At 67.7% G+C, this 12268-nt stretch carries 10 protein-coding genes and 1 pseudogene; 7 read left to right on the top strand and 4 right to left on the bottom strand.

The annotated features are described in order from the left end of the window. Nucleotides 1-10 precede the first annotated feature (10 nt). Together AC14A7_RS08520 and AC14A7_RS08515 are read right to left on the bottom strand one after the other, a co-directional pair. The gene (locus AC14A7_RS08520) at nucleotides 11-1024 is read right to left on the bottom strand and encodes a sugar-transfer associated ATP-grasp domain-containing protein (protein ID WP_484008124.1); all 1014 of its coding nucleotides are present in this window, start codon (nucleotides 1022-1024) and stop codon (nucleotides 11-13) included. 1 nt (nucleotide 1025) lies between these two features. After that, the gene (locus tag AC14A7_RS08515; protein ID WP_484008123.1) at nucleotides 1026-1253 is read right to left on the bottom strand and encodes a DUF7455 domain-containing protein; all 228 of its coding nucleotides are present in this window, start codon (nucleotides 1251-1253) and stop codon (nucleotides 1026-1028) included. A 203-nt stretch (nucleotides 1254-1456) separates the two neighbouring features. Between AC14A7_RS08515 and AC14A7_RS08510 the strand changes: the two genes are divergently transcribed. Genes AC14A7_RS08510 through AC14A7_RS08485 form a run of 6 tightly spaced genes read left to right on the top strand, consistent with a single transcriptional unit; the run spans nucleotide 1457 to nucleotide 8386 of the window. After that, the gene (locus AC14A7_RS08510; RefSeq protein ID WP_484008122.1) at nucleotides 1457-3535 is read left to right on the top strand and encodes a DNA gyrase/topoisomerase IV subunit B; all 2079 of its coding nucleotides are present in this window, start codon (nucleotides 1457-1459) and stop codon (nucleotides 3533-3535) included. Nucleotides 3536-3573: 38 nt separating this feature from the next. Next, nucleotides 3574-4509, top strand: a complete 936-nt coding sequence (locus tag AC14A7_RS08505) for a siderophore-interacting protein (RefSeq protein ID WP_484008121.1) — start codon at nucleotides 3574-3576, stop codon at nucleotides 4507-4509. Next, entirely contained in the window at nucleotides 4506-5531 is a 1026-nt protein-coding gene (locus AC14A7_RS08500; protein ID WP_484008119.1) for a FecCD family ABC transporter permease, read from the top strand. Before AC14A7_RS08505 ends, AC14A7_RS08500 begins: the two co-directional genes overlap by 4 nt. 41 nt (nucleotides 5532-5572) lie before the next feature. After that, complete coding sequence (locus AC14A7_RS08495) at nucleotides 5573-6550, top strand: FecCD family ABC transporter permease (RefSeq protein WP_484008117.1); 978 nt, start codon at nucleotides 5573-5575, stop codon at nucleotides 6548-6550. Then, the gene (locus tag AC14A7_RS08490) at nucleotides 6547-7350 is read left to right on the top strand and encodes an ABC transporter ATP-binding protein (RefSeq protein WP_484008115.1); all 804 of its coding nucleotides are present in this window, start codon (nucleotides 6547-6549) and stop codon (nucleotides 7348-7350) included. The genes AC14A7_RS08495 and AC14A7_RS08490 overlap by 4 nt, the downstream gene beginning before the upstream one ends. A 43-nt stretch (nucleotides 7351-7393) precedes the next feature. After that, nucleotides 7394-8386, top strand: a complete 993-nt coding sequence (locus tag AC14A7_RS08485) for an iron-siderophore ABC transporter substrate-binding protein (protein WP_484008114.1) — start codon at nucleotides 7394-7396, stop codon at nucleotides 8384-8386. Between the two features lie 33 nt (nucleotides 8387-8419). Here AC14A7_RS08485 and AC14A7_RS08480 read toward each other — a convergent pair whose 3' ends face one another. Next, on the bottom strand, nucleotides 8420-10885 hold the full coding sequence (locus tag AC14A7_RS08480) for a DNA gyrase/topoisomerase IV subunit A (protein ID WP_484008113.1): 2466 nt from the start codon (nucleotides 10883-10885) through the stop codon (nucleotides 8420-8422). Nucleotides 10886-10897: 12 nt separating this feature from the next. Between AC14A7_RS08480 and AC14A7_RS08475 the strand changes: the two genes are divergently transcribed. Beyond that, complete coding sequence (locus tag AC14A7_RS08475) at nucleotides 10898-12022, top strand: alkaline phosphatase family protein (protein WP_484008112.1); 1125 nt, start codon at nucleotides 10898-10900, stop codon at nucleotides 12020-12022. Here the strand turns inward: AC14A7_RS08475 and AC14A7_RS08470 are convergent. After that, nucleotides 12019-12268, bottom strand: a pseudogene (locus tag AC14A7_RS08470) (hypothetical protein); the annotation flags it as partial. The gene AC14A7_RS08475 and the pseudogene AC14A7_RS08470 sit on opposite strands and share 4 nt — an antisense overlap.

Raw genomic sequence — 12268 nt, 5'->3', positions numbered from 1 at the left:
CGGATAGGCCTCAGGCCGGGAAGCCCATGGCCTTGGCATAGGTCGGCCGCAGTCCGATCTTGAGCCCGCTGAGGCTCGGCTTCATCTGGAAGACGCCGCTGTTGTAGTTGCCCTCGATCACGAGCGGGCCGTTCGGCCCGATCGCGATGTCCCAGCCGACGTACGGCACCTCCGGCACGACGGGGGCGAGCTTCTTTGCCAGTTCGATGGCCTCGGCGTAGAAGGGGATGACGAAGCCGACGATGCTCACACCGCTGAGCGGGTGCACCGTCCACTTGTCGCCCTCCTTGCTGAACGCGCCGTAGGGAAGCTCCCCGTCGCCGTAGACCGTCGTCTGCATGCCGCCCTGGCCGAAGTTGTCGAGGTCGGCGCCGTTGCCCATCTTGAAGGCGTGCGCAAGCACGTGCGTCTGCGTACCGTCGAAGTAGGTGATGATGCGGAGGGTGTTGACCGACTTCGGGGCGAGTCGCACGAGCTCCGGGTGCTGGGTGATGAACTCCTCGACGAGGAACTGCTTCTGTGCGAGCAGTCGCGCGTGGAATGCGGCGAAGTCGTCGACATCCTTCGCCTCGACCTTCTCGAGGCCGTATCCGCCGAGGTTCTCCGGATCCTTCAGGAAGACCGTGCCGTGCGTGGTGACGAAGGCCTTGAGTTCGTCGACCGAGGTCTCGCGCACGTCGAGCCACTCGCGCCCGAGGTGGTCGGAGAACAGCTGGTTGAAGTGCACCTTGTTGCGGAAGTTGTGTGCGAACTCGAGATTGTTGTACCTAAGCGTCAGCTGGTTGGCTTGAGGCCTGGTGAGGAAGGTCTTACGCTCCCGGTGGTTCATGAGGTGGAAGTCCCACTCGTGGTAGTCGTAGTACCCCGCGTTGTATCGCACCGAGCACTGCACCATGTCGGCGAGAATGACGATTCGCGGGATCTTGTACTCCGCGGTGATCTTGCCCGCGATGCGGATCATGTTGCGAACGCCGAGGCGCCTCAGCCTCGCGAAGTAGTAGGACAGTGGGCCGGAGCCGGCCACCCTAGCGTTCCGTGTGGAGGCGGGCCGACTCGTCGTGCCAGTTGAGCGCGGTTGAGACGAGCTTCTCCTTGAACTTCGCACCGTGGTGGGCGCAGAACAGCAGTTCGCCGCTGGCCATCGTCACCTTGATGTATGCCTGCGCGCCGCAGCTGTCGCAGCGGTCGAACGCGGTGAGGGTGTAGGTGGCCTCGAGTTCGTCGACGGTCTCGTCGGTGGAGATCTGGCTCATGATCTGCTCCTCACAGCTGGGCGGGCTTTGTGCTTGTTCTATCCAAGCACGCATGTGTCGGGAGTGCGCGGCATTGGCATGGCATTTCGCTCTGCGCGTATGCACCCAAAGAGAGGGGTGTCGATCGCGGCACCTGTGTCGTTGTCTCTTAGTCTTGAGTTCGCCCTATGGGCTGGAGTACACGCAAGGAGAGGATCAGCCCAGTGGCAAGCGAGGACTATTCTGCCAGGCACCTCTCGGTACTCGAGGGGCTCGAGGCCGTTCGCAAGCGCCCCGGCATGTACATCGGCTCCACCGACTCGCGCGGCCTCATGCACTGCCTGTGGGAGATCATCGACAACTCCGTCGACGAGGCGCTCGGTGGCAACGGCACATCCATCCATGTCGTGCTGCACCCGGATGACAGCGTCGAGGTGCGCGACACCGCCCGTGGCATCCCCGTCGACATCGAGCCGAAGACCGGGCTCAGCGGCGTCGAGGTCGTGTTCACCAAGCTGCATGCCGGCGGCAAGTTCGGCTCCGGCTCCTATGCCGCGTCAGGAGGCCTCCACGGTGTCGGCGCCTCCGTCGTCAACGCGCTGTCGAGCAGGCTCGATGTCGAGGTCGACCGCAACGGCAAGACGTGGGCGATGTCGTTCCATCGCGGCGAGCCCGGGATCTTCGCAGACTCCGGGGAGCCGAGCCCAGACGCGCCGTTCACCCCGTTCGTGAAGAACAGCGAGCTGCGGGTCGTCGGCAAGGTCGCCAAGGGCGTGACGGGAACGAGGATCCGCTACTGGTCCGACCCGCAGATCTTCACCAAGGGCGCGTCGTTCCAGGCCAACGAGCTGGTCGACCGTGCCCGCCAGACCGCGTTCCTCGTGCCGGGCCTCACCCTCGACATCGCCGACCGGCGCTCGACAGAGCACACCGTCGAGACCTTCCACTACGACGGCGGCATCAGCGAGTTCGTCGAGTTCCTCGCGCCCGACGCCGCCGTCACCGACACCTGGCGCATGACGGGCAGCGGCACGTTCACCGAGACTGTTCCCGTGCTGCAGCCCACCGGCGCGATGGTGCCGACAGAGCTCACGCGCGAGTGCGAGGTCGACATCGCCCTGCGATGGGGTACCGGATACGACACCGTGTTCCGCAGCTACGCCAACATCATCGCGACGCCGAAGGGCGGCACCCATCAGGCGGGCTTCGAGGCCGGTCTCATGAAGGCCCTGCGCTCCCAGGTGGAGGCGAATGCCCGCCGTCTCAAGGTCGGAACCGACAAGCTGGAGAAGGACGACATCCTCGCCGGTCTGACTGCTGTGCTCACCGTTCGCCTGCCGGAGCCGCAGTTCGAGGGCCAGACCAAGGAGATTCTCGGCACCCCGGCGGTGCGCGCGATCGTCGCGAACGTCGTCTCCGCCGCTCTCGCCGACCGATTCAGCTCGACCAAGCGCGACGACAAGACGCAGTCGGCCCTCGTGCTCGACAAGATCGTGGCTGAGATGAAGTCGCGTATCTCCGCCCGTGCTCATAAGGAGACCCAGCGCCGCAAGAACGCGCTGGAGAGCTCGTCGCTGCCGGCGAAGCTCGTCGACTGCCGCTCGAACGACGTTGCTCGCAGCGAGCTGTTCATCGTGGAGGGCGACTCCGCGCTCGGCACGGCGAAGCTCGGTCGGGACAGCGAGTACCAGGCGCTCCTGCCGATCAGGGGCAAGATCCTCAACGTGCAGAAGGCATCGGTGAGCGACATGCTGTCGAACACGGAGTGCGCCTCGATCATCCAGGTCATCGGCGCCGGCTCTGGCCGCAGCTTCGACATCGAGCAGGCCAGGTACGGCAAGGTCATCATCATGGCCGACGCCGACGTCGACGGCGCCCACATCCGAACCCTGCTGCTGACGCTGTTCATGCGCTACATGCCCGACATGATCACCAACGGTCGAGTCTTCGCCGCCGTGCCGCCGCTGCATCGCGTCGTTGTGATCAATCCGGGGTCGAAGCCGAACGAGACCATCTACACCTACTCCGAGGCTGAGCTGCAGGGCGTGCTGGCGACACTGAAGCGCAGCAACAAGAAGGTGCAGGACCCGATCCAGCGCTACAAGGGACTCGGCGAGATGGACGCGGAGCAGCTTGCAACCACGACGATGGATCCTAAGCACCGCAGCCTTCGCCGCGTCACGATCAGCGACGTCGACAACGCCAACCGCGTCTTCGAGCTGCTCATGGGCAACGACGTCGCGCCGCGCAAGGAGTTCATCATCGCGGGGGATGGCCTGAACCGGGACCGCATCGACGTCTAGGTGCCGGCCACCCAAGTAAGGTCTGCCATACTTAGGTAATGCTTACCTATGTTGAGGCGTTGATCGCCCAGGACGACCGCGCTGCATACCGGCCGTTCGAGGTGCGCGTCGCGGGCATCCAGTGGCTCTCGCCGAGCTTTTGCCGGGTGACCTTTGCAGCGGATGACCTCCGATTCTTCGCGACGCACGCGCGAGACCAGCGAGTCAAGATCCTGTTCCCGATAGACGGGGTGCTGAGCGACCTCGGCGTCGACGGCGAGTGGTACGCACGGTGGCGGGCCCTGCCCAGCGGCCTGCGCAATCCTTTCCGCACCTACACCGTGCGTGCTGTGCGGCCTGCGGAAGGCGAGGTCGACATCGACTTCGTCTGGCACGGCGTCGATGCGCACAGCGGGCCAGCCGCGACCTGGCTCGGGGATGCCACGCCCGGTGATCGCGTCGTCATCGTCGGCCCCGACGCCCGCAGCATCCACTCCGGCATCGGCATGGACTGGCGTCCCGGCGACGCGACCGAGATCCTGCTCGCGGGCGACGAGACGGCGACGCCTGCGATCTGCGGCATCCTCGAGGCGATGGCGCCGGGTGTGCGGGCCCACGCTTTCGTGCAGGTGCCGACCGCGCAGGATGCCCTTCCTGTCATCCACAACGACGCCTCCTCGATCACGTGGCTGGCCCGCGACACCGACCCGCGCTCGCTCGACGACGCGGTTCGCGCCTGGCTCGGCAGCCACCGCTCTGCCTACGCCCCGGCTCTCACCCGAGGTGCCCAGCAGCTCGAGGACATCGACGTGGACGTCGACCTGCTGTGGGACTCCCCGGAGGGTGGGCAGGGCTCGTTCTACGCCTGGCTCGCGGGGGAGGCGGCGGTGATCAAGAGATTGCGCCGACTGCTGGTCTCAGAGGTCGGGATCGACCGCAGTCGGGTTGCCTTCATGGGGTACTGGCGACGGGGTAGGGCGGAAGCCCAGGAATGAGTGCAGCGGTTGCATCGAGCGACCGCACGAGGCTCCGGCCAAGCGTTGTCGCGTTGCTCGGGGCCGTGGTGGTGGTTGCCAGCGTTGTGCTGAGTCTCGCGGTCGGAGCGCGGCAGGTTGATCCGCAGTCCGTTCTCGACGCGCTGCTCTCGCCGATCGCGAGCGACGTCGATCACATGGTCGTGCGCGAGCTGCGGGTGCCGCGCACGGTGCTCGGTCTGGTGGCGGGCGCTGCTCTCGGGCTCGCGGGGGCCCTCATGCAGGGCCTGACCCGCAACCCGCTGGCCGACCCGGGTCTGCTCGGTGTCAACGCCGGGGCGTCGCTGGCCATCGTGCTTGGCATCAGCCTGGGCGGTATCACGGCGTCCAGCGGTCAGATCTGGCTGGCGTTCGCGGGGGCTGCCGGGGCGACCGCCGTCGTCTACCTCGTGTCGGCCGGGGCACGCGGCCCCAGCCCGTTTGCCCTCACCCTGGCCGGCACGGCGGTGACGGCAGCACTCACCTCGGTAATCACCCTCGTGCTGATCGGCGACCTAGAGACCCTCAACCAGTACCGCTTCTGGTCGGTCGGATCCCTGGTCGGCCGCGACCTCGACGCGGTCGCCGGAGTGCTTCCGTTCCTCGGTGCCGGGCTCGTGCTCGCCATGGCGCTCGGTCGCAGCCTCAATGTGCTCGCCCTCGGCGAAGATGTCGCGCGCGGACTCGGGGCGAGCCTCGGGCGGGTTCGGGTGCTCACCGCTGTGGCAATCGTCCTGCTCTGCGGCGCGGCGACGGCGCTGGTCGGCCCCATCGTCTTCGTCGGACTGGTTGCTCCGCATCTCGCGCGGCGCCTTGTCGGGCACGACTACCGCTGGATATTGGTGATCTCCGCGCTCGGTGGTGCCGTGCTGCTGACGATGGCGGATGTCGTCGGCCGGGTGATCGTGCTTCCCGCCGAACTGGAAGCCGGCCTTGTCGTCGCTCTCATCGGCGCACCCGTGATGATCGCCCTGGTGCGCGCACGAGGGGCGGGCGCGCTGTGAGCGTTGTCGCCACCATCCGGTCGAATCGGATGCGCTCTACCGTGATTGCCACAGCCGCGCTGGGGGTGGTGGTCGCCCTGCTGTTCGCACTGAGCCTCTCCCTCGGCGCCTACTCGATCTCGCCACCCGCGCTTATGGCCGCTCTGCTCGGAGGAGGAGACTCAGGCGACCGCTTCGTCGTGCTGACGCTCCGGCTGCCGCGGGCCACCCTCGCCATCCTCGTCGGCGTGGCTTTCGCGCTGGCCGGGGGTCTCTTTCAGGCGATCCTCGGCAACGCCCTCGCGAGCCCCGATGTGATCGGCGTGACGACGGGCGCGAGTGCGGCTGCGGTTCTCGCAGTGCTCGTGCTCGGACTGAGCGGCGCATCGGTCGCAGCCTTCGCGGGTGTGGGTGCATTCGCCGTCGCCGCCACGATCTACCTGCTGGCCTGGCGCTCTGGCGTGCACGGATACCGCTTCGTGCTGGTCGGCGTCGCCGTCGCCTTCCTCATGCAGGCGGTGATCAGCTACCTGCTGACCCGCGCCGATGTGCGCGACGCGCAGGCTGCCCTCGTCTGGCTGGTCGGCAGTCTGAGTGGCGCACGATGGGAGGACGCGACGATCCTGGCGGTCGGCCTTGCCGTGCTGTGCCCGCTGCTCGCGCTCCTAGCGCCGCGGTTGCGGGTGCTGCAGCTGGGGGATGACACGGCCACGGGACTCGGGCTTCGGGTTGGGGCCGTGCGAACCGCGTCCCTTGCCATCGCCGTCGCCCTCGCGGCGATCGCCACGGCCGCCGTCGGCCCGGTGGCCTTCGTCGCCTTTGCCAGCGCGCCGATCGCCCGGCGCCTGCTGCGCACGGGTCTCTCCCTTGGCGCCACGGCCATGGTGGGTGCCGGTCTGGTACTCGGCGCAGATCTCGTGGCGCAGCACCTGCTTCCCGGCGACCAGCAGGTGCCCGTCGGCATCATCACGGGTGCCGTCGGCGCCCCGTACCTGCTCTGGCTCCTCGCCAGGGCCCAGCGAACAGGGGGAGTGGCATGACTGCCGGCCAGCACAGGTTCGAGGCGCGCGGCGTTCGTCTCGGCTACGACGGCAGAACGGTGATCGACGGCCTCGACCTGTCGATCCCGCGCGCCAAGGTCACGGTCATCGTCGGCGCCAATGCGAGCGGCAAGTCGACGCTGCTGCGGGGCATGGCGCGGCTGCTGCGCACGACAGGGGGAGTCGTCGAGGTGGACGGCAGCGACATCCGGCGTATTCCGACGAAGAGGCTCGCGACCGTCGTCGGCCTGCTGCCGCAGCAGCCGACGGCACCGGACGGGATCACCGTCGCCGACCTCGTCGGTCGCGGTCGTTACCCGCACCACGGCCTGTTGCGGCAATGGTCGGCGACGGATGACGAGGCGGTCGAGCGGGCACTGACCGCCACCGCAACCCTCGAGCTCGCCCACCGCCGCGTGGAAGACCTCTCCGGCGGCCAGCGCCAGCGGGTCTGGATCGCGATGGCGCTCGCGCAGCAGCCAGACATCCTCGTGCTCGACGAGCCGACGACCTTCCTCGACGTGACGCACCAGCTCGAGGTGCTCGACCTGCTGCACGAGCTCAACCACACCCAGGGCACGACCGTCGTCATGGTGCTGCACGATCTGAACCTCGCCGCCCGGTATGCCGATCACCTCGTGGTCATATCCGGCGGAGCAGTGCTGACCGAGGGTGCGCCGTCCGACGTCATCACCGCCGACCTGGTGGAGGAGGCATTCGGCCTTCGCTGCCGCGTCGTGCCCGACCCGGTCTGCGGCACTCCGTTGGTTGTGCCGATTGGGAGATTCCACGGAGCGTAGTTAGGATAGGCATACCTAACTAATCCCAACCATTGGAGTCCTCGTGCGACATTCCCGACTGCCCGCCATCGCTGCCCTCGCGGCCGTGACCCTCGCCCTGTCAGCGTGCGCAGCGACCCCCGATGGCTCCGCCGCGCCCGGTGGTGACGCCGTAGTGATCGAGCATGCCTTCGGCGAGACCGTCATCGACGGCACGCCGGAGAACGTCGTGACTCTCGGATGGGGCAGCACGGATGCCGCGATCGCCCTCGGGGTCGTGCCGGTGGCCATCCCGTTCCAGTCCTACGGCGGCGACGAGAGCGGTGTGCTGCCGTGGATCCGCGAGGCACTCGAGGAGCAGGGCGCAGAGATCCCGACCGTGCTGCCCGACTCGGCCGACGAGCCGCCGTATGAGGAGATCGCCGCGGCGAGCCCCGACGTCATCCTCGCGCCGTACTCCGGCATCACCGAGGAGCAGTACGACCTGCTGAGCGCCATCGCGCCGACCGTCGCCTACCCGGGCGAGGCGTGGAGCACGCCGTGGCGGGATGTCGTCTCAATCGTCGGAGAAGCCCTCGGCAAGACGACGGAGGCAGAGCAGGTGCTCGCCGACATCGACGCGGAGCTGGCTGAGCAGGCTGCGGCGCACCCGGAGTTCGCCGGCAGGTCGATTGCCGCCGTCTGGGATGTCGCTGGCACCTTCTACGTCTACAAAGACGCCGATCCGCGCGTTGAGTTCCTGTTCGACCTCGGCTTCACCAACCCGGCCAGTGTCGACGAACTCGCCAACGGCGACGCCACGTTCTACTACACGCTCAGCTACGAGACCCTCGACCAGCTGGAGTCCGACGTGGTGCTGAGCTACTCCGACACGCAGGCGGAGGCGGATGCCTTCGTCACCTCGAGCCACGGCCTCGCCATTCCGGCGGTCGCCGCCGGCAATGTCGCGACCGTCGTCGGCACGGAGTTCATCGCCGCGGTGTCGCCGCCGACCGCGCTCTCGCTGCCGTGGGGCCTCGACGAGCTCGTCGCCGCCCTGTCAGACGCCGTCAACTAGTGCGATGGGCCCGGCGAGCAGTCGGGCCCAGTGTCACAGCGAGGAGCCGATGGAGCCGACAACCGACTCGAGCGGTGTTCCGGAGGCGTCCCGTTTGGCGCCGGCCTCCGGAAGGGTGCGCTGCGAACCGTCGGCGCCGACCGCGAGCGCCGGCGCTGGCCCTGCCCAGGCGAGCGCGAGCACGTCTTCCCCCTTGAGGAAGGTGTGCGCCCGCACGCCGCCTGTCGCGCGCCCCTTGGCAGGGAACTCGGAGAGGAACGAGACCTTCGCGCGGCCAGGATCCGCCCCGGCGATCGTGGCGGTCGACGTCGAGACGGTGGCGACCTCGATGCTGGATGCGGCATCCATCGATCCGAAGAAGATCACCGTTGCCTTCGCGCCGAGGTTGATGCCGGCCATGCCGCCGGCGGACGCGCCCTGGGGGCGCACCGCGGCGGCCCCGAAGTGCAGCAGCTGCGCGTCGGAGGTGATGAGCACGAGGTCGTCGCTCTCCGGCCCCTGGGCGACCCCGACGACCTCGTCACCTGGTTTGAGTGAGATGACCTCGAAGTCGGGCTTGGCAGGGTAGCCGCCCGGTGCCACGCGCTTGACGACACCCTGGCGCGTACCGAGCGCGATGGGCACGTCAGAGCCGAGGTCGACCAGACCGAGCACCCGCTCCTTGCGGTTGCCGAGTGCAAGGTAGTCGGCGATCTTCGCTCCTGCGGCGAGCTGGATGGAGTTCTCCGGCACGCTCGGCAGGTCGATGGCCGTGAAGCGGATGAGGCGCCCGAGGTTTGTCACCGCGCCGATCTCCGACCGACTCGTCGTCACCACCGATGAGAGGATCGCATCGTGCTTGCTGCGACGGCGCGCCCGAGGAGCGCCTGGCTCTGCCGCTGCGTCTACCCGGATGGCACGACCGGTCGTCGAGAGGTAGACGGTGCACGGGGCATCAGCGATCTCGAGCTCGACCGGCGCCTTGCGCGAGCTGCCCGCCGTGGCGACCGATGGCCGCGCCTCGGTCAGCAGCGTGCGCCGGGGGGTGCCGAACTTGTCGGCAGCCTCGTCGAGCTCGCGCGAGACCATGCGCTTGAGCTTCTTGGGGTCGGCGAGCAGAGCCTCGAGTTCTGCGATCTCCTTCTCTAGCTGCTGCTGCTCCTTCTCCAGCTCGATGCGGCTGAACTTGGTCAGGCGTCGAAGACGCAGCTCGAGGATGTACTCGGCCTGGATCTGGCTGAGCTCGAAGACGTCCATGAGGCGCGTGCGGGCGACGTCGGAGTCGTCGGAGGTGCGGATGACCTGGATGACCTCGTCGATATCCACAATCGCGATGAGCAGGCCGAGCACGAGGTGCAGTCGCTCGAGACGACGAGCGAGGCGATACCGGCTGCGTCGCGTTACGACCTCGAGACGGTGGTCGATGTAGACCTGAAGCAACTCGCGCAGCCCGAGGGTTCGCGGGCCGCCGTTGACAATGGCGACGTTGTTGATGCTGAAGCTGTCTTCGAGCGGGGTGAGGCGGTAGAGCTGCTCGAGAACGGCATCCGGGCTGAATCCCGTCTTGATGCCGATGACGAGGCGAAGGCCGTGCTTGCGGTCGGTGAGATCGGTGACATCGCTGATGCCGTTGATCTTCTTCGATTGCACTCCGTCTTTGATCTTCTCGATGACCTTCTCTGGGCCGACGAGGTATGGCAGCTCCGTGACGACGAGTCCGGTCTTGCGGGCAGAGATCTGCTCGACGCTGACGCGGGCGCGCGTCTTGAACGCGCCTCGACCGCTCGCGTAGGCATCCTTGATTCCGGCGAGGCCGATGATCGTTCCGCCTGTCGGGAGGTCGGGGCCGGGAACGAACTCCATGAGCTCTTCGAGGGTCGCTCGTGGGTTGTCGAGCAGGTGCCGTGCGGCACCGACCACCTCGATGAGGTTGTGCGGCGCCATATTGGTCGCCATGCCGACGGCGATGCCGCTCGTGCCGTTCACCAGCAGGTTGGGGAAGGCTGCCGGAAGCACCTCCGGCTGCATCATCGAGCTGTCGTAGTTGGGAACGAAGTTGACGACGTCCTCGTCGAGGTCGTCGGTGAGGGCGATGACCGCAGCACTCAATCGTGCCTCGGTGTATCGAGCGGCCGCAGAGCCGTCGTCGAGAGAGCCGAAGTTGCCGTGTCCGTCGACCAGGGGCACGCGGAGGTTGAAGTCCTGTGCGAGTCGAACCATGGCGTCGTAGATCGACGCGTCGCCGTGCGGGTGCAGCTTGCCCATGACATCGCCGACGACGCGCGCCGACTTCACGTGACCGCGGTCGGGGCGAAGGCCCATCTCGGTCATCTGGAACAGGATGCGGCGCTGCACGGGCTTGAGTCCGTCGCGGGCGTCGGGCAGCGCCCGCGAGTAGATGACGGAGTAGGCGTACTCGAGGAACGAGCCCTGCATCTCGGTCGCCACATCGATATCGGTCGTGCGGTGCTCGTCGGGCTCGGCCTCGCTGGAAACCGGGGGAATCTGGGGAGTAGTCATAAGATCGACCTCATGCTACCGGCGCTCAAAGCAGACCGGCTGAGCCTTGCCGACGTGTTCCCAAGTTGCCTCGCCGCGCTCTCTGGCGAGCCCAATGCGCTCGGTCTGCCGAAGGTCGCCACTGCCGTCGTGCTACTCGTCGACGGGCTCGGGGCCGCAGCGCTGAAGGCGCGGTCCGGCCATGCGCGAACGCTGGCCGCCGTTGCCGGAACCATCGACTCGGGGTTTCCGACGACGACGGCATCCAGCCTTGCAACGCTGACGACCGGAACCCGGCCAGGGCAGCACGGCATGGTCGGCTACAACGTTCTCGATCCCGACAGGGGGCGTCTGGTCGTGCAGCTCTCCGATCTCGGCTCTGTCACCGATCCCGATGGCTGGCAGCGTTCCCGCACCGTATTCGAAGACGCCGTGGATGCCGGCTACAGCGCCACGGTCATCGCGCCCCAGCGGTACGAGGGCTCCGCCTTCACCCGTGCCGTGCTGCGGGGTGCCTCCTTCCTCGGGGCGGCCACCATCGCCGAGCGCCTCGAGGCTGCCGCGCGGCTCGCGAACGCCGGCGGTACCCCGCAGCTTGTCTATGTGTACGTGCCAGAGCTCGACATGGCCGGTCACGCCAACGGCTGGGAGTCCGACGAGTGGACGCGGGCGCTGGAGGCCGTGGACGGCGCGGTGCGCTCGTTCGTGACCGCTGCGCCGTCGAGCGGGCTCATCGTCACGGCAGACCACGGCGTCATCGATGTGCCAGCGCACTCCCATGTGCTCTTCGACACGGTTGAGGAGCTCGTTGCCGGCGTCGCGCACGTGGGAGGAGAGCCGCGCTGCCTGCAGCTCTACTTCGATGAGTCCGCCGACGACGCCACGCGCGAGGCCACGATCGCCGCCTGGCGGGCGAGCGAGGAGTCGCGCTCCTGGATCGCGACCCGCAGCGAGGCAGTGGAGGCAGGCTGGTTCGGCGAGGTCGACCCCGTCGTGCTCCCACGAATCGGCGATCTCATCGTCGCCGCCCGCAAAGGCATCGCGTACTACTCCGTGAACGCGTCGCCGCGATCGCGCGCCATGGTCGGCCAGCACGGTTCGTGGTCGCCCGCAGAGCTGCAGGTGCCGTTGCTCAAACTTGGGGCGTTCGGCTCCTAGGCGCCGTCGTCGGGGCGTGCGCCGAAGACGATGTCGTCCCAGCTGGGCATCGACGTGCGTCCCTTGCGTGCCTTCGGCTGCGGGCCGGTGCGCTGGGGCAGGATCGTCGGCTGCGGCAGGGTCGGTCGCAGCTCGCTGTCGGGAGTGCTGTCGTCGTTGTGGGCGAAGTCCGCGCTCGTCGCCTCGGCGAAGTCGGGCATCGGAACGTCGACGACCCGGATGTTGCCGGTCGACGGGTGCAGCGGG

It is taken from the genome of Conyzicola sp., from assembly GCF_057073975.1.
Note: the sequence above shows the minus strand (reverse complement) of the source record. Positions and strands in the feature narration are given on the sequence as shown.

Excerpts from the sequence above, each read along its gene's own strand:
- AC14A7_RS08515 (WP_484008123.1), bottom strand. The coding sequence starts at position 1,253 with ATGAGCCAGATCTCCACCGACGAGACCGTCGACGAACTCGAGGCCACC.
- AC14A7_RS08505 (WP_484008121.1), top strand. The coding sequence starts at position 3,574 with ATGCTTACCTATGTTGAGGCGTTGATCGCCCAGGACGACCGCGCTGCA.
- AC14A7_RS08500 (WP_484008119.1), top strand. The coding sequence starts at position 4,506 with ATGAGTGCAGCGGTTGCATCGAGCGACCGCACGAGGCTCCGGCCAAGC.
- AC14A7_RS08490 (WP_484008115.1), top strand. The coding sequence starts at position 6,547 with ATGACTGCCGGCCAGCACAGGTTCGAGGCGCGCGGCGTTCGTCTCGGC.
- AC14A7_RS08480 (WP_484008113.1), bottom strand. The coding sequence starts at position 10,885 with ATGACTACTCCCCAGATTCCCCCGGTTTCCAGCGAGGCCGAGCCCGAC.
- AC14A7_RS08475 (WP_484008112.1), top strand. The coding sequence starts at position 10,898 with ATGCTACCGGCGCTCAAAGCAGACCGGCTGAGCCTTGCCGACGTGTTC.